The sequence below is a fragment of the Streptomyces sp. NPDC013187 genome, assembly GCF_042899705.1.
Classification (GTDB): domain Bacteria; phylum Actinomycetota; class Actinomycetes; order Streptomycetales; family Streptomycetaceae; genus Streptomyces; species Streptomyces hawaiiensis_A.
On the sequence record NZ_JBIBAF010000017.1, the window covers coordinates 182,835 to 199,547 of the forward strand.

General features: G+C 71.4%; 16 protein-coding genes. 7 read left to right on the plus strand and 9 right to left on the minus strand.

Annotation, left to right across the window (positions count from 1 at the left end; translation table 11 throughout):
• Positions 1-50 precede the first annotated feature (50 nt).
• Both ACFY5B_RS32050 and ACFY5B_RS32055 read right to left on the minus strand, forming a co-directional pair.
• A complete protein-coding gene (locus tag ACFY5B_RS32050) occupies positions 51-911 on the minus strand; it encodes a PHP domain-containing protein (RefSeq protein ID WP_389976237.1) in 861 nt (286 codons plus the stop codon).
• 289 nt (positions 912-1,200) lie between these two features.
• Complete coding sequence (locus ACFY5B_RS32055; protein ID WP_234850136.1) at positions 1,201-1,842, minus strand: DUF6758 family protein; 642 nt, start codon at positions 1,840-1,842, stop codon at positions 1,201-1,203.
• Positions 1,843-2,002: 160 nt separating this feature from the next.
• Here ACFY5B_RS32055 and ACFY5B_RS32060 point away from each other — a divergent pair, with 160 nt between their 5' ends.
• Positions 2,003-3,226 carry an MFS transporter gene (locus ACFY5B_RS32060; protein ID WP_389976240.1) on the plus strand — a complete coding sequence of 408 codons (1,224 nt, stop codon included), beginning with the start codon at positions 2,003-2,005 and terminating at the stop codon, positions 3,224-3,226.
• Positions 3,227-3,256: 30 nt separating this feature from the next.
• Here ACFY5B_RS32060 and ACFY5B_RS32065 read toward each other — a convergent pair whose 3' ends face one another.
• Positions 3,257-3,841, minus strand: coding sequence for a suppressor of fused domain protein (locus ACFY5B_RS32065; protein WP_389976243.1), 585 nt, complete (start codon positions 3,839-3,841; stop codon positions 3,257-3,259).
• Positions 3,842-4,299: 458 nt separating this feature from the next.
• Between ACFY5B_RS32065 and ACFY5B_RS32070 the strand changes: the two genes are divergently transcribed.
• The gene (locus ACFY5B_RS32070; protein ID WP_389976246.1) at positions 4,300-5,415 is read left to right on the plus strand and encodes a magnesium and cobalt transport protein CorA; all 1,116 of its coding nucleotides are present in this window, start codon (positions 4,300-4,302) and stop codon (positions 5,413-5,415) included.
• A gap of 23 nt (positions 5,416-5,438) precedes the next feature.
• Entirely contained in the window at positions 5,439-5,951 is a 513-nt protein-coding gene (locus tag ACFY5B_RS32075; protein ID WP_389976249.1) for a hypothetical protein, read from the plus strand.
• A 5-nt stretch (positions 5,952-5,956) separates the two neighbouring features.
• Here the strand turns inward: ACFY5B_RS32075 and ACFY5B_RS32080 are convergent, their stop codons facing one another.
• On the minus strand, positions 5,957-6,712 hold the full coding sequence (locus tag ACFY5B_RS32080) for a hypothetical protein (RefSeq protein ID WP_389976252.1): 756 nt from the start codon (positions 6,710-6,712) through the stop codon (positions 5,957-5,959).
• 225 nt (positions 6,713-6,937) lie between these two features.
• Here ACFY5B_RS32080 and ACFY5B_RS32085 point away from each other — a divergent pair, with 225 nt between their 5' ends.
• The 3 genes from ACFY5B_RS32085 to ACFY5B_RS32095 are packed head-to-tail and all read left to right on the plus strand — an operon-like array spanning position 6,938 to position 9,983.
• The gene (locus ACFY5B_RS32085) at positions 6,938-8,221 is read left to right on the plus strand and encodes a magnesium transporter MgtE N-terminal domain-containing protein (RefSeq protein ID WP_389976255.1); all 1,284 of its coding nucleotides are present in this window, start codon (positions 6,938-6,940) and stop codon (positions 8,219-8,221) included.
• The gene (locus ACFY5B_RS32090) at positions 8,211-8,807 is read left to right on the plus strand and encodes a DUF1003 domain-containing protein (protein ID WP_389976258.1); all 597 of its coding nucleotides are present in this window, start codon (positions 8,211-8,213) and stop codon (positions 8,805-8,807) included. Before ACFY5B_RS32085 ends, ACFY5B_RS32090 begins: the two co-directional genes overlap by 11 nt.
• 42 nt (positions 8,808-8,849) lie before the next feature.
• The gene (locus ACFY5B_RS32095; protein WP_389976261.1) at positions 8,850-9,983 is read left to right on the plus strand and encodes an Mrp/NBP35 family ATP-binding protein; all 1,134 of its coding nucleotides are present in this window, start codon (positions 8,850-8,852) and stop codon (positions 9,981-9,983) included.
• A gap of 147 nt (positions 9,984-10,130) precedes the next feature.
• On the opposite strand, the gene ACFY5B_RS32100 is transcribed toward ACFY5B_RS32095, so the two are convergent.
• The 5 genes from ACFY5B_RS32100 to sigE form a co-directional block, all read right to left on the minus strand.
• Positions 10,131-10,802: a hypothetical protein gene (locus tag ACFY5B_RS32100; RefSeq protein ID WP_389976264.1), complete on the minus strand. Its 672-nt coding sequence runs from the start codon at positions 10,800-10,802 to the stop codon at positions 10,131-10,133.
• 227 nt (positions 10,803-11,029) lie between these two features.
• Positions 11,030-11,479, minus strand: coding sequence for a sec-independent translocase (locus tag ACFY5B_RS32105; RefSeq protein ID WP_344458633.1), 450 nt, complete (start codon positions 11,477-11,479; stop codon positions 11,030-11,032).
• A 217-nt stretch (positions 11,480-11,696) separates the two neighbouring features.
• Positions 11,697-13,817 (minus strand): trypsin-like peptidase domain-containing protein, encoded by a 2,121-nt coding sequence (locus ACFY5B_RS32110; protein WP_389976267.1) that lies wholly within the window; start codon positions 13,815-13,817, stop codon positions 11,697-11,699.
• 134 nt (positions 13,818-13,951) lie between these two features.
• A complete protein-coding gene (locus tag ACFY5B_RS32115; RefSeq protein WP_389976270.1) occupies positions 13,952-14,992 on the minus strand; it encodes an anti-sigma factor family protein in 1,041 nt (346 codons plus the stop codon).
• Complete coding sequence (gene sigE / locus ACFY5B_RS32120) at positions 14,989-15,762, minus strand: RNA polymerase sigma factor SigE (protein WP_389976273.1); 774 nt, start codon at positions 15,760-15,762, stop codon at positions 14,989-14,991. The genes ACFY5B_RS32115 and sigE overlap by 4 nt, the downstream gene beginning before the upstream one ends.
• Positions 15,763-15,925: 163 nt before the next feature.
• Between sigE and ACFY5B_RS32125 the strand changes: the two genes are divergently transcribed.
• The gene (locus ACFY5B_RS32125; RefSeq protein WP_344459151.1) at positions 15,926-16,624 is read left to right on the plus strand and encodes an O-methyltransferase; all 699 of its coding nucleotides are present in this window, start codon (positions 15,926-15,928) and stop codon (positions 16,622-16,624) included.
• Positions 16,625-16,713: the final 89 nt, after the last annotated feature.

The following is a 16,713-nucleotide window of genomic DNA, read 5'->3' on the forward strand; positions in this document are numbered from 1 at the left end:
ACGGCGAACAGCGCCTGGTGCCCGGCAGGAGTCCTGGAGCGGAAAAAACCTCAGACGGCCCCGCCGGCCCCCGGCACGGGGAACGCCCCGAAGGCCCGCCGCGTGATCTCCCCATACACCTCGGGATCGGTCGTGTACTCCCCGAGCACGCAGGTCTTACGGCTGCCGTGGTAGTCCGATGACCCGGTCACGAGCAGCCCGAGTTCCTTGGCCAGACCCCGCAGCCGCGCCCGTGTGTCCGCGTCGTGGTCCATGTGGTCGACCTCGACGCCGTCCAGCCCGGCCGCGGCCATCTCGGCGATGGCGGCCTCCGGCACCGTGAGCCCCCGCTTGCTCGCCCCGGGGTGGGCGAACACCGCGACCCCGCCCGCGCCCTTGATCAGGCGGATGGCCTCGAAGGGGTCGGTCTCGTGCTTCTCCACGAAGACCCGGCCGCCGTCGGCCAGCCAGTCCTGCGTGAAGGCGTCGTTCACGGTCGGCACGACACCCAGCTCGACGAGCGCGCTCGCCACGTGCGGGCGCCCGACGGACCCGTCGCCGGCGATCCGTGCCACCTGTTCCCAGGTCACGGGCACGCCGAGCTCCTGAAGTTTGGCGATCATGCCCTGGGCGCGCGGTACCCGGTCGTCCCGGACCAGCTCCCGCTCGGCGAGCAGCGCCGGCTCCTCGGCATCGAAGAGGTAGGCCAGCATGTGCATGCTGATGCCGTCGATCCGGCAGGAGAGCTCGGCCCCGGTCACCAGCGTGATGCCCTCGGGCAGCGCGGCGATCGCCTCGGCATGCCCGCGCGTGGTGTCGTGATCGGTGAGCGCGACGACGTCGAGCCCGGTCGCAGCGGCTTTCCGCACCAGCTCGGCGGGCGAGTCCGTGCCGTCGGAAGCGGTGGAGTGGGTGTGCAGATCGATACGCACGACACGAGCTCCAGACACAGACGGCACGAACAGGGCTGCTCAAGGATAACCGCATTTTCGACACCCGATGTCACACCTGAACCCGGTCGGCGCCCCCTACATCACGACCCCACAGGGCGCCGGGAACCGCACGCCCCCGAAGGGGCGCGGGGAACTGCGCGACCAGCCACAAGAGTCCGCGGCCGCCGACGCACGGAACCCCCACCCCCTAGGCGCCGTATGCCCCGTAGACCCCGTAGGCCCCCTACGCCCCGTAGGCCCCGTAGGCCCCGTAGGCCCCGCAGGCGCACTACGGCTGAAGCAGACGTGGCGACAACGCCCCACAAGGCACCAGCTCCACCTCGGCCCCCGCCTCGCGGAGATCCGCCAGCACCAGTTCGTCGTACATCAGCAGCCCGGACTGCTCGGGCCACACCACGGCCCACAGCCACATCCCGAGCGCCTCTCCCGCGAACACCGCCCGGTCGCCCGGCGCCCCGGCCACGTGCCACAGCGGCGTGGGGCGCCCGGCGGCCAGCACCTTGGCCTGCGGCGGCTTCTCGACGTTCATGTGCGGCCCCGGGTCGGGACCGTCCATGCCCGCGTAGCGCGCCCCGAGCCCGACCCCGAGCTCCTCGGCCACCAGGATCAGCTCACCCATTCCGCCGAGCGGCCCGGGTCCCGTGCAGGCCACGGCGGTGGCGCGGCCGCCCGTGCGGTCGTCCCCCGCGCAGGCCACCCCCGTGAACAGCCACCCCACCGGCAGCGGCCACGGCATCCACAGCGGCACCCGGGTCCGGTGCACCACGACGTTGAGGGCGTCGACGCTGGGCGGTATCACGGGCTGCACCGGATGGACGGTGCCGTGCACATCGCACTGCCACGAGTCGGAGAAGAGGCCGGGAGCCCTGACCCGGCCACCACACTTCGGGCAACTGGGTTCGCCCCTCATAGGGCCCCACGGTCCTACCCGCGCCCCGCCGCGTCAAGGACGATCACCCATCCGGACGGAAGCCTTCACCATCAGCACTAGATGTAGCTTGCATTAGTTAGTCTGGCTAACTTAGTATGTGTATATGCCAACCATCTCCTCTCGGGAAAGGGAGCACGCAATGGACACCTTCGACGCCGGAGCGGGCGGCCTCCTGAAGCAGCCCAAGTCCGTGTGGGCGACCGCCGGGGCCTCGGTCGTCGCCTTCATGGGCATCGGGCTCGTCGACCCGATCCTGCCGTCCATCGCCCAAGGCCTCGACGCCACGGCCAGCCAGGTCTCCCTGCTCTTCACCTCGTACTTCCTCATCACCGCCGTCGCGATGCTGGTCACCGGCTTCGTCTCCAGCCGGATCGGCGGGAAGAAGACGCTGCTGCTCGGCCTCGCGTTCGTCGTGGTGTTCGCCGGGCTCGCGGGCACCTCCGGATCCGTCGGCGAACTGGTCGGATTCCGGGCCGGATGGGGCCTCGGCAACGCGCTGTTCGTCTCGACGGCCCTCGCGGTCATCGTCGGCGCGGCGGCCGGCGGCAGCGCCGCGGCGATCCTGCTGTACGAGTCGGCCCTCGGTCTCGGCATGGCCTGCGGCCCGCTGCTGGGCGCCCTGCTCGGCGACGCCAGCTGGCGCTACCCGTTCTTCGGCACGGCGTTCCTGATGGCCGTCGGCTTCCTGTGCATCACGGTGTTCCTGAAGGAGCAGCCGAAGCCGGCCCGCAAGACCTCACTGCTGGACCCGCTCAAGGCCCTCGGCCACGGCGGCCTCGCCTCCGCGGCGGTCTCGGCGTTCTTCTACAACTACACGTTCTTCACCGTGCTGGCCTTCACGCCGTTCGTGCTGAACATGAGCCCGTACAAGTCGGGTGCGGTGTTCTTCGCCTGGGGTGTGCTGCTCGCCGTCTTCTCGGTGATCGTCGCGCCCCGGCTCCAGAAGCGGTTCGGCTCCCTGAAGGTGCTCGGCGGTTCGCTGGTCGTGCTCGCGGCCGACGTCCTCGTGCTCGGCTACGGCTCGCACACGGCCGCCGTCGTCTGCACGATCCTGTCCGGCGCCTTCATCGGCGTGAACAACACCGTCTACACCGAACTGGCCCTCGGCGTCTCGGACGCGCCCCGGCCGGTGGCGAGCGCGGGCTACAACTTCGTGCGCTGGTTCGCGGCGGCGGCAGCGCCCTACTTCGCGCCGAAGATCGAGGAGTGGACCGACATCCACATCCCGTTCGTGGTCGCGGCGGTCACCGCGGTCGTGGGCGCGGCCGTGGTCGTCGTACGGCGCAAGGCCCTCATGAACGAGGCAGAAGAGCTGGAGCCGCAGCACGCGACCGAGGACGGCGTCGCCGTCTTCGCCAACTGACGTGGCACGGCCGGAGTTTGGTGAGCTTCCTCACTCCAGCGGGACGGACTTCCGGGACGGATCCCGGAGGTCCGTCCCCTGGTTCAGCCACCGCTCCTGAAGCGCCTGCGCGCCGTGCACACGCTTCCACGCGGCCTCGTTCGGGGTAATCGGCAGCAGCGGCAGGAACCGCACGGGGTCGAGGGGCTCGTCGAGCTCCAGGTCCTCGACCAGGCCGCCGGGCTCGGCGACCAGGACCGAGGTGAACGGAGCGCCCGGCCACAGCGGCTCACCGACGTCGAGGGACGCTCCGGGGGCCACGACCACTCCCTCCACCTGGGGAGACGCGGCGAGGACGGCGAGCGGCCGGAGGGCCTTGTCGGTGTCGGCGATCCCGGCACGGACCGACAGGACCAGCTCGGCACGCGGGCCCTTGACCGGGTCGGCGACCACCGCCGTGGGGTCCGTCATGGGGTGCGCGGACATGCCGAGCGAGGCGTAGCGGACGATGCCGCCCTCCTGGAACCGGAGCACCTCGATGCGGTCCGTGCCCAGGAAGGTGACCGCCGCGCGCGCGTCCGGTTCGCCCAGGGCGCTGCGCAACCGGGCTTCGACCAGAGGGAGAACATCTGCCATGCGGCGAGCATAGAACTCGCCAGTAGCGGGCAAAGCAGCACCTTGACAGTTGTGTCGGCTGCTACTCTTGCCCGGTGGTTCGGGGCAGCACGCAGAAGCGTCGCGATCAAGCCCCGACGCCGAAGGAACTCCCTTACGAGGGACCGGCCGGAGGAGGTGGGGCTGCAATGGATCGAAGTCGACCGTGCAGTAGCACCACGCTCTCCCGCCGCTGATGTAGCTGCTCTGTCTCTCCGGCTGCCACCTCTCGCACTCGCTTCACCGCGGAAGAGCGCTTCGTTTCGTTTTTCCTGATCTGCCTCAGTAGCTGAATCAGTAACGAAGCTCGCCACCGCGACGGTGCGGTGCTCCCCGCTTTGTGGACGTGCCAAACATCCGCAGTCACAACGTCCTCATTCCGGGTGGTTCCACCCGTCGTCGCCGGCGCCTTTCGTTGCCCGCCCGCGAAGGAGCCCGCCATGTCGATGATTCGCGACCTGCGCGCCGTGGTCCGTCCGTCCCGTGTCTCGCTGCGCAAGGACGGCGGCACCTACGACGCCACCCGCAACCCGGCGACGGCCACCGCCGTCGTCGACTGCGCCGTCTACCGGGACGGCCGCCGCGTCGAGACCGAGACCGCTCTGACCCCGCACGAGGCGGTGCGCCTGGCGCGCCGCGACGGGGGTTTCGTGTGGATCGGCCTGCACGAGCCGACCGAGGCCGAATTCTCCGGCATCGCCGGTGAGTTCGGGCTGCACCCGCTCGCCGTGGAGGACGCCGTCCAGGCCCACCAGCGGCCCAAGCTGGAGCGCTACGACGACTCCCTCTTCACGGTGTTCAAGACCATCCACTACGTCGAGCACGACCAGCTCGACGCCAACAGCGAGGTCGTCGAGTCCGGCGAGGTCATGTGCTTCACCGGACGGGACTTCTTCATCACCGTCCGGCACGGCGGGCAGGGCTCCCTGCGGGCTCTGCGGCACCGCCTCCAGGACGACCCCGAGCTGCTCGCCAAGGGCCCCTCGGCCGTGCTGCACGCCATCGCGGACCACGTCGTCGACGGGTACATCGCCGTGGCCGACGCGGTGCAGGACGACATCGACGAGGTCGAGACCGAGGTGTTCTCGCCGGGACGCAAGGGCTCACCGCGCGGTTCGGACGCCGGCCGTATCTACCAACTCAAGCGCGAGGTGCTGGAGTTCAAGCGGGCCGTGTCGCCGCTGCTGCGGCCGATGCAGCTGCTGAGCGAGCGGCCGATGCGGCTGATCGACCCCGACATCCAGAAGTACTTCCGGGACGTGGCCGACCACCTGGCCAGGGTCCAGGAGCAGGTCCTCGGCTTCGACGAGCTGCTCAACTCCATCCTCCAGGCCAACCTCGCGCAGGCGTCCGTCGCCCAGAACGAGGACATGCGGAAGATCACCTCGTGGGCCGCGATCATCGCCGTGCCGACCATGGTGTGCGGCGTGTACGGCATGAACTTCGACCACATGCCGGAGCTGCACTGGCGCTACGGCTACCCGGTGATCCTGGGCTTCACCGTGGTCGTCTGCCTCGGCATCCACCGCACGCTGAAGCGGAACGGATGGCTGTGAGCGGCCTCGTTAGGCTGGGGCCCATGACAAGCGAGCTGCTCGACCAGGCCCTCGTCGAGGAGGCCACGAAGAAGTCCGGCCTCGTCTGGGTCCAGGGCCCCGACGGCCCGGCGCGTGCGCTGTGGCACGTGTGGCACGAGGGTGCCGCGTGTCTGGTCGGCGACGGGCCGGGCGAGCAGCCGCTGCCGGGGCTGGCCGACGGCGCCGAGGCGAAGGTGACGGTCCGCAGCAAGGACAAGGGCGGCCGGCTGGCCACCTGGACCGCACGGGTCACGGAGCTCGCCCCGGGCTCGGAGGCGTGGGGCACGGCGGTCGCCGAGCTCAAGGGCAAACGGCTGAACGCGCCCGACGGCGAGGCCATGCCCGAGCGCTGGGCCCGCGAGTGCCGGGTGCTGCGCCTGGAACCGACGGGCGCGACGGCGCCCCTGCCCGACGGCTCGCTGTCCGAGCCTCCCCTGCCGTCCCCGGCGATCACCCGCCGACCGGTCCCGGCGGGGCTGCCCCGCCTGCTGCTGAAGAAGCGCAAACGGACCTGACCCGCCTACGACGACGGCAGCTGCTTGCCGTAGTCCACCGTCTCGTTCCTCTCCGGCTCCCGGAGGGAGAAGTCCTCGCCCCAGGCGGAGAACGTGAGGGTGCCCGCCCCGCCGGCCCGCTCCAGGCGCAGCGGGTACGGCTTGCCCTCGAGGGAGACCTCCAGGGTGCCGCCGGAGCCCTTGTCACCGGTGACGCGGATGGTGCGGACGCCCGCCTCCTCGTCGTGGCCGTCCGTCGCGAGCGTCCCGTGCAGTGTCAGCAGACCGTCGAGGAGGAGAGCCTTGTCCGTGAAACCGCTGAACTTCTTGTACGCGGGATCGCCCTGCGGCACCTTCACGAACTTGCCGTCGAGCTTGGAGGCCGCCGCCGCGTCCGCCTTGCCGCTCCCGCCCTGGCCGCTGCCGTGAGTCCAGAACTCGGCGTCCGCCTTGACGTAGAGCTGCTCGCCGATGCGCAGCAGCTTGAAGGTCGCGCCCTTGCTGGTGACCGAACCGTCGCCGCCGTCGTCCTTCAGCCGCATGTCGAGCGCGTACGTCCGTCCGCCGCTGACGACGTTGCCGTGCACCCGGACCGCCCCGGCGGACTCGGCGGCCGACCGGGTCTTGCCCTGGATCTTGGCGGCGGGAAGTCTGCCGACCCCGTTGGTGCCCTCGTTCGGATCCTCCGCGCAGCCGGTGAGTACCGTTCCCGTCACGAGCAGGGCGCACGTGGCGCCGGCGAGTGCGGCACTGCGGCTGCGGCTCTGGCGAATCGGAGTCACAGGTGGGGCTGCCTCTCTGACGGGAGACCTGAACGGCGTACCGCAGGGTACCGGGGTCGTACGGGCGGATCGGAGCCGGTGCGTCCGGACCGGCCGCCGACGCGTCGCCGATCAGGACGGGCTAGCCTGAAGCCCACCCGAGCGGGCAATTCGGAAGACGCAGGCACAAAAACAGTCACACCGACAGCCACCACGAACCACCCCGCACGAAAAGGAGCCGCGGCCATGGCAGCGGGCGCCCCCCGGATCTTCGTATCGCACCTCCAAGGTGTCGCCGTCTTCGACCCAGCCGGCGACCAGGTGGGGCGGGTGCGCGATCTCGTCGTCATGCTGCGGGTGGGACAGCGACCGCCGAGGCTGCTCGGCCTCGTCGTCGAACTCGCCACCCGTCGCCGTATCTTCCTGCCGATGACCCGGGTCACGGCCATCCAGTCCGGCCAGATCATCACCACCGGCGTGCTCAACGTGCGGCGTTTCGAGCAGCGGCCCACCGAGCGGCTGGTCTTCGGGGAGCTGCTGGACCGGCGCGTGACGCTCACCGAGACCGGGGAGGAGGTCACCGTCCTGGACCTGTCGGTGCATCAGCTGCCGGCCCGCCGGGAGTGGGAGATCGACCGGGTCTTCGTCCGCAAGGGCAGGAAGGGCGGCGCCTTCCGGCGGGCCAAGGGCGAGGCGCTGACCGTCGAGTGGACCGCCGTCACGGGGTTCTCCCTGGAGGAGCAGGGGCAGGGTGCCGAGAGCCTGCTCGCCACCTTCGAGCAGCTGCGCCCGGCCGACCTGGCCAACGTCCTGCACCACCTCTCCGCCAAGCGCCGGGCCGAGGTCGCCGCCGCACTCGACGACGACCGGCTCGCCGACGTCCTGGAGGAGCTGCCGGAGGACGACCAGATCGAGATCCTCGGCAAGCTGAAGGAGGAGCGCGCCGCCGACGTCCTGGAGGCCATGGACCCCGACGACGCGGCCGACCTGCTGGGCGAGCTGCCGACGGACGAGCAGGAGCGGCTGCTGAGCCTGATGCAGCCCGGCGACGCGGCCGACATGCGCCGCCTGATGTCGTACGAGGACCGCACGGCGGGCGGTCTGATGACCACCGAGCCGATCGTGCTGCGCCCGGACGCCACCGTCGCCGACGCCCTCGCCCGCGTCCGCAACGCCGACCTGTCCCCCGCCCTGGCCGCCCAGGTCTACGTCTGCCGGCCCCCCGACGAGACCCCGACCGGCAAGTACCTGGGCACGGTTCATTTCCAGCGCCTGCTGCGCGAGCCACCACCGTCCCTGGTCAGCTCGATCGTGGACACCGACCTCCAGCCGCTCGACCCCGAGGCGGAGCTGCCCGCCATCGCCGGGTTCTTCGCCACGTACGACATGGTCGCGGCGCCCGTGGTCGACGAGGCCGGATCGCTGCTGGGCGCGGTGACCGTGGACGACGTTCTCGACCACATGCTCCCGGAGGACTGGCGGGAGACGGAGTTCCACCTGGACGAGGAGGTGGCGACCGATGGTTCCTGAGCGCGACACGGTGCGCGAGCGCAGCCCGGCGGGCGCCACAGCGGCCTCCCGGCCCCGCACCCGCCTCGACCAGCCGGGAGTGCCCCGGCGCCGGATCCTGCCGGAGTACGACCCGGAGGCCTTCGGACGGTTCTCGGAACGCATCGCGCGCTTCCTCGGCACCGGACGGTTCCTGGTCTGGATGACGGCGGCCATCGTCCTGTGGGTGGCCTGGAACAGCCTCGCCCCGCGCGATCTGCGCTTCGACGAGTACCCGTTCATCTTCCTGACCCTGATGCTGTCCCTTCAGGCCTCCTACGCCGCCCCGCTGATCCTGCTCGCGCAGAACCGGCAGGACGACCGGGACCGGGTCAATCTGGAGCAGGACCGCAAGCAGAACGAGCGGTCGATCGCGGACACCGAGTACCTGACGCGGGAGATCGCCGCCCTGCGCATCGGCCTGGGCGAGGTCGCCACCCGCGACTGGATCCGCTCGGAGCTGCAGGACATGGTCAAGGAGATGGAGGAACGGCAGAACGGCCACCGTCACGACCCCGTCGTATTCCCGGCGGAACGGTCACGGGGACGTGACGCAGACGACCGCTGAGACGCTTTCCTAGGCACCGGTACGGCGCCGTACCATCGTCCTATGGCTATGGAAGACGCGGTGCGCGAGGCACTGGCGACGGTGAACGACCCCGAGATCCACAAGCCCATCACCGAACTCGGGATGGTCAAGTCGGTGGAGATCGGCGCGGACGGGGCGGTCGCGGTCACCGTGTACCTCACGGTCTCGGGTTGCCCGATGCGGGAGACGATCACGCAGCGTGTGACCGACGCGGTCTCCGCGGTCGAGGGCGTCACCCGCGTCGACGTCACCCTCGACGTGATGAGCGACGAGCAGCGCAAGGAGCTGGCGTCCGCCCTGCGCGGGGGCCAGACCGAGCGCGAGGTCCCCTTCGCCAAACCGGGCAGCCTGACCCGCGTCTACGCGGTCGCCTCCGGCAAGGGCGGCGTCGGCAAGTCCTCGGTGACGGTCAACCTGGCCGCGGCGATGGCGGCCGACGGCCTCAAGGTCGGTGTCGTCGACGCCGACATCTACGGCCACTCCGTGCCGCGCATGCTGGGCGCCGACGGCCGTCCCACCCAGGTCGAGAACATGATCATGCCGCCGTCGGCGAACGGCGTGAAGGTCATCTCCATCGGCATGTTCACCCCGGGCAACGCCCCGGTCGTCTGGCGCGGCCCGATGCTCCACCGCGCCCTCCAGCAGTTCCTCGCGGACGTCTACTGGGGCGACCTGGACGTCCTGCTCCTGGACCTGCCGCCCGGCACCGGTGACATCGCGATCTCCGTCGCGCAGCTGGTCCCGAACGCCGAGATCCTGGTCGTGACGACCCCGCAGCAGGCGGCGGCCGAGGTCGCCGAGCGCGCGGGCTCCATCGCCGTGCAGACCCACCAGAAGATCGTCGGCGTGGTCGAGAACATGTCCGGTCTGCCCTGCCCGCACTGCGACGAGATGGTCGACGTCTTCGGCACGGGCGGCGGCCAGACGGTCGCCGACGGCCTGACCCGCACGACCGGCGCGAACGTCCCGGTCCTCGGCAGCATCCCCATCGACGTGCGCCTGCGCGAGGGCGGCGACGACGGCAAGCCGGTCGTCCTCACGGACCCCGACTCCCCGGCGGGCTCTGCCCTCCGTGCGATCGCGGGCAAGCTCGGAGGACGCCAGCGGGGCCTGTCGGGCCTGTCCTTGGGGATCACCCCGAGGAACAAGTTCTGATCGAAAAGCCCCTCTGATGGAGACGCCCCGAGGGCGGCGGACCCAGGAGCGCGGGGAACTGCGCGACAAGCCACGACGTGCCCGCAGTCGCCCAAGGACCGAGGCATCACGGCGAAGGGGCGCCGAAAACCCGGCGCCCCAGGGAACTCACGCGTACGCGGCGATGTCCTTCACCACGGCGAACCCGAGCCCATACGCACTCATGCCCCTGCCGTACGCCCCGACATGCACCCCGGCCGAGGTCGACCCGGCGAGCACCCAGCCGAACTCCGACTCCCGGTAGTGGAACACCGTCGGCACCCCGTCCACGGGCAGGGACAGCGTCGACCAGTCGGCCCCGTCCAGATCGTCCGCCAGCACCCACGCCGTCTCGGTCTGCTGCTCCAGCCAGTCGTCCCGCAGCGCGTGGTCCATCTGCCCGGGCCAGGTGAAGGACAGCAGTCCGACGCCCGCGAGCCACGCCGCGGAGGAGACCGACGTGGCCTCCAGCAGCCCCGTTCCGTCCGCCGTGCGCCGTGAGGGATTCGCCGCCACGGTCACGACGACCGCGAACTTCTCCTTGGCGTCCTGATCGCCCCCGGCCGCATGCTCGTTGCGGATGGTGGGCTCGTCCCCGTGCCCGATCGACCCGTGTTCCACGGTCCCGTCGGCCGTCGTACCCACCTGCATCAGCCGGCGCGGTCCCGTGAAGGCCTCGTCGAGGCCGTACCACGGGAAGGGCGCACGCAGGTAGTCGTCGACCGTACGCCGGGCGAAGGGGGCCTGTTGTCCGCCCTCCGCGGCCGGCGTCTGCGCGACAGCCCGACTCGTCGTCTCCATGTGCCCGGACGCCTCCTCGCTCTAGTCGGACCGGTACGGCCCGCCCCCCTTCGGGCGTACTCGTCACGGTCCGCACAACAACTCGGCAGCATAGCCACACCGCTGCGAGCAGCAGGGAAACCGCCCGGCGCATGGGCCGCACGGGCGCCCCGTTCAGGCCGTAGACAGCCCGACCGGAGTATGAAACGCGTCACGCCACCCGGGGCGTACGCCCCTGGGCGTGTCCCTCAGGTGGCGTCCGCGTCGAAGGGCGGCCGGTCGTCGGGGTCGGGCGTCTCGGGCTTCTTCGTCATGTCGATGCGACCACCGGACGAACCGGCGGCACCCGCGGACGAAGCGGAGGAGGTGTCGGAGTCACGGCTGTGGACGGCGTCGGTGACCTCGGCCATCTCCTTCTTCAGATCGAAGCCGTTGCGGATCTCCTTGAGCCCCAGGTCCTCGTTGTCCAGCTGCTTGCGGATGAACGTCTTGGGGTTGAGGTCCTCGAACTCGAAGTCCTTGAACTCCGGGCCGAGTTCCTCCCGGATGTCGTTCTTGGCGCTCTCCGAGAACTCACGGATCTTCCGGATCGTGCGTGTCACGTCCTGGATGACCTTGGGGAGCTTGTCCGGACCGAAGACGAGCACGGCAAGGACGATGAGCGTCACCAGCTCGAGTGGTCCTATGTCATTGAACACCTGAAGCTCCTAGCGATGTCCTCGGTCCTCGGCCCTCGTGGTCGGTGCGGGTCTTGCCGTGGTCCGGGCCGGATCCACGGTACCCGGCGATCCTGTCCGACCGGTACTGTCCCGGGACCTCCGAGTGCGGGAGGTGTGAGCGCTTTCCCGATTGTTTGCCTTGTCGGTCCGTTGTGAGGCCTGATGGGACGCCCTTCCCGGGCCCGGACCTCATGTCTCAGCCATCCGACGAGCCGAGGACGAGCGAGACCGTGCGCTCCTTGCCGCCGCGCTCGACGGTCAGCTCCAGCCGGTCGCCGGGGCGGTGCGCCCGGGTCTTGACGATCAGTTCCTCGCCGGAGTGCACCCGCGCGCCGTCGACCTCCGTGATGACGTCGCCCGACTTGATCCCCGCCCGGGCACCCGGACCGCCCGCGGTGACGGGCGCCCCGCCCTCGCTGCCCTCGGCGGCGACGCGGGCGCCGTCGCCCGTGTAGTCCATGTCCAGGGTGATGCCGATGACCGGGTGGGTGGCCTTCCCGGTGTTGATCAGCTCTTCGGCGACGCGTTTGCCCTGGTTGATGGGTATGGCGAAGCCGAGGCCTATCGAACCCGACCGGGCGCTGTCCTGCGTGGAGCCGCTGTCCGCCGAGCGGATGGCCGAGTTGATGCCGATGACCCGGGCCCGGGCGTCGAGCAGGGGCCCGCCGGAGTTGCCGGGGTTGATGGGCGCGTCGGTCTGCAGCGCGTCGACGTAAGACACGTCGCTGCCGTCGCCCTTCTCGCCGCCGGCCGTGATGGGCCGCTGGGTGGCGCTGATGATGCCGGAGGTGACCGTGCCGGCCAGGTCGAAGGGGGCGCCGATGGCCACGACCGGGTCGCCGACCTGCACGTTGTCGGAGTTGCCGAGGGGCAGCGGGGTGAGTCCGCTGACGCCCTTCACCTTGACGACGGCGAGGTCGTAGCCGCTGTCCCGGCCGACGACCTCGGCCTTCGCGGTCTGCCCGCCGTTGAACGTCACGGTGATCTCGCCACCGGATCCGGCGGGCCGCACGACGTGGTTGTTGGTGAGGATGTGCCCGCAGGTGTCGAGCACGAAGCCGGTGCCCGTGCCCTGCTCGCCGGCGCCGCTGACGTGCAGCGTGACCACGCTGGGCAGGGCCCGTCCGGCGATCCCGGCCACGCTGTCGGCGTCCCGCGCGGAGGCCTCCTTCCCGGCCTGCGGCAGCTCGACGGTCCCGACGCCCCCGTTGCGCTCCAGATACGTCCCCACGGCCCCGCCGAGGCCCCCGGACACGAGCGCGAGCAGTACGGCACCGAGCACGAGGGACGTCCTGCCCCGCCTGCGCCGCTGCTCGGTGCTGAGTACGGCGGCGCCGTTCTGCTGGAAGGGCCCCTCCTGTCCCCCGGCGAGACCGGGGGCCGCCCAGGGGTCGTAGCGCTGCCAGGGGTCAGGAGCGGGTGCTGGAGCGCCGGTGTGGACCGGGGCGGCCGGCACGGGCGCGGGGTCGCCGAGGGCACCGGGCGCACCGGGGTGCGGCATCTCGGTCGACGGGTGGGCGGAGGGCGCGGGGTGGCCGGTGGCCGGGGCGGACGGTGCGCCGTGCGGCTCGGGCGGCGACGGGACGGCGGGGGTGCCCAGCACGGTCGGCTGTCCCGGTGCCGCCATACCTTGCCCGGGGATCGTCGCCGGGTGCTGGACGGGCGGCGCGGGCGCCCAGGGGCCGGGTTCGCCGTAGGGCGGGGTGCTGTACGGGTCGGGGTCGTGCAGCGGCCGGGGAGCATCCTGCACAGCCCCGGCGGGTGCGACCGGGGCGACGGGAACGCCCTGCTCGACCTCCCTGGCAGCGGGGACGCGAGCAGCGGCCTGCCCGGCCCCCTCGGCGAGGGTCGCCCCGGGGGCGGCCGGGGCCGGGGTTTCGCCGGGGGCGGCCGGAGAGGCGTTGCCGGGGACCGCCGGAGTAGACGCGTTGCCAGAGGCGGCCGGGGCAAGGGCTTCGCCGGGGGCGGCCGGGCCGACCTCGCCATCGCCGGCATCGGTCGCCCCGGGGGCGGACGCGACAACACCGTCATCGTTTTCCGCCGGCCCGGGCGCCGACGCCGTCGGCTCTCCGGCGCTCTCGGTCGGTACCGCTTCGGGGCGCCTCAACTCGTAGTCGCCGTCCCCGTCGGGCCGAGGCGCCGGACGGGGCAGCTCGAAGTCCCCGTCGGGGCCGGTCGGAGCCGTCGCCGGCCCGTGCACACCGTTCCCTCCCGGGTCCTCCGCCACGACCTGGTCCGGACCCTCCGGCTGCTCCGCGGGGTCCTGCGACCGTGGACGGCTCCACCACTTCGCCTTCGTGGGCTTCCCCTCGTTCATGCTCTCCCCACAGCCGCGGCACGGCTCGTCGCGATGGCCGCAGTTCCTACTCGAACCGGCGCCCGGCCACACCTGGGCCGCGGGCGACAACCCCCGGATTCAATCAGGTTCGCGGGCCGGTGCGCAGAGGCCGGTCAGTGAGCCGTGCGCGAGGAAGCGGGGGCGGAGGGGGACGAGGTCGGGTCCGCGAGAGGCACGGCGAGCAGCGGGGCCGTGATCTCGGGGACCGCGGACCACGAGGTCAGGGCGGCGGGAGTGGCCGCCTCGAGCGGTCGTATCAACGGGGACATGACGGCGGCTCCGGCGACCACCGGGGCGGTCAGCGCGTGGAAGGCGTGGTGCCGGGCGGGGGACGGCACTCCGGGCAGCAGCGGGGCCGAGACCTCGGTCGGGGCGACCGGGGCGCGGCCGAGCATGCTCTCGCCGTGCACCTGCCCGAGCTGCGGCGCCGTCCGGCGGCGCTGGGACTCGGGCGTCGCGGCGCCGGTGCCCTGGGTGCGCATCGGTGTGACGTTGCTCCCCGTGCCCTGGCCACCGCGGGCCTCCGCGTCGGCCGGGGTGCCGGTGGTGACGCCGCCCAGCGCGATCGCCGCCAGGGACACGGCACCGGCTGCCACGAACGCGAATCGCAGCCGCGAGGACGACCGGTCGCCGTCGTGCCGGCCCACGTCGTGAATGCGGAAGCCCCTCTCCGACGGCAGGCCCCGGTGGCCGGGCAGCGGGCCTCCGGTGTCGGAGGGAAGGCCGGGGGTTCCGCCCGGGGACGTGGGCACCACGGGCAGGTGCGGCCGGGCCGGGGCGTACCCGAACTCGAACCGCTCGCCGCGCTTCACACCGAACGCCCCGGACGATCCGAACCGTCCGGACAGCCCTCCGGGCAGCCCTGCTCCGCCCGGCGGTGTGATCTCACCGTCCGGGCCGCCGCCCGCGGGTAGTCCCTGCAGGCGGGCCAGGAAACTCTCGGAGGGGGGCGGCGGGGCCGCCTCCGCGAAGACGTTCTTCAGCCGGCGCTGGGCGTCCACCTCCGCCTTGCACTTCGGGCAGGTGGCCACGTGCGCCAGTACGCGCTCACGCGCGTCATGACCGAGTTCTCCGTCCACCAGGGCGGAGAGTCGGTCTCCCAGATGCTGCTCTGCGAGGTGACCCTCGGAGGCTTTCGGCCGAGATCCGCTCACGCGCTCGCGCCCCCTCCTCCCAGGGCGGGAACACGGGGCACGAAGGAGCGGCGCTCGGCGCGCGCCTCCGGGGAGCGGTGCGCGAGAGCCTTGCGCAGCTGAGAGCGTCCGCGGTGGATCCGTGAGCGGACGGTGCCGAGCTTGACGCCGAGGGTCGCCGCGATCTCCTCGTACGACAGTCCTTCGATGTCGCACAGCACGACCGCGGCGCGGAACTCGGGGGCGAGGGTGTCGAGGGCCTGCTGGACGTCCGCGTCGAAGTGCGCGTCGTTGAAGATCTGCTGCGGCGTGGGCTCCTTGCTGGGCAGGCGCTCGGCCGCGTCCTCGCCGAGCGCGTCGAAGCGGATGCGCTGCTTGCGGCGGACCATGTCCAGGAAGAGGTTCGTGGTGATGCGGTGCAGCCAGCCCTCGAAGGTGCCCGGCGTGTAGGTCGACAGGGAGCGGAAGACGCGGACGAAGACCTCCTGCGTGAGGTCCTCCGCGTCGTGCTGGTTGCCGGTCAGACGGTAGGCGAGCCGGTAGACCCGGCCGCTGTGCGTGCTGACGATCTCCTCCCACGTGGGCGGAGTCCACGCCTGCCCGTCCGCGTCGGTGGTGAAGGTCGCGGTCTGGGGCAAGTCAGCGGCGTGACTGTGGTCAGCAGCGGTGTCGTTCACAGATGTCGGCCTGCCTGCCGGTCCGAGGAGGCGCCGGAACACTCCTCCGCGATCCACAGGCGCAGCCGCACCTCCCCTGTCAGCTCTGGTGGTGTCCAGTGGAGCCCCTACCATAGCCACCTCGCCCGTTAGGACCGGATAAGTGGTTTTACGAGAAATTGATCTGGGCTGATACGCCTCGTACTGCTGCGTCGGCCCTGGCTCGGCGTCCTGATCCACTGCCCGTCCCCCCGTCCCGGCCCACGCCGTTCGCTCGTCCCTTTAAACGACCGGTCCCATCTGCGGGTTCCCGTGCCCAACGGATACAGTCACGCCCAGGCATTCACGGGGACAGGAGAGGGTCATTACCGGCAACCGGCAGACGAGCTGGGCGTTCGCCGACGCCTATGTCGCCGAGGACGAAACGCTGCACTGGGCCCGGGACCGGGCCCGCGAGGCAGGGTTGCGCTCGGTGACGCCCGGCACGGGCGCCGCGCTGCGGTTGCTGGCCGCGTCGGTCGACGCGAAGGCCGTCGCGGAGATCGGGACCGGCTGTGGTGTCTCCGGGATCCATCTCCTGCACGGTATGCGGCCGGACGGTGTTCTGACGACCGTGGATCCCGAGCCGGAGCACCAGCAGTTCGCCCGTCAGGCCTTCCGCGCCGCCGGCTTCGCCAGCAACCGGGCACGCTTCATCCCGGGCCGCGCCCTGGACGTGCTGCCCCGCCTCGCGGACGCCGGTTACGACCTGGTCTTCTGCGACGGTGATCGCCTGGAGGTCATGGACTACCTCGCCGAATCGTTGCGCCTGCTGCGCACCGGCGGGCTGGTCGTCTTCGAGGGCGCCTTCGCGAACGGCCGGACGGTTGACTCCGGTCCGCAGCCCACGGAGGTGCTGCGGCTGCGGGAGCTGCTGCGCGCCGTGCGCGAGAGCCAGGAGCTGGTGCCGTCACTGCTGCCGGTGGGCGACGGGCTGCTGTGCGCGGTGAAACGCTAGGGCCTGTCGTTTGGATCATGCCGGCGTCGCGGGGCGTGGCACGCACATCTGCCGCGTTGTCGTCGGTTGTCAACTCCCCCACGCTCGGC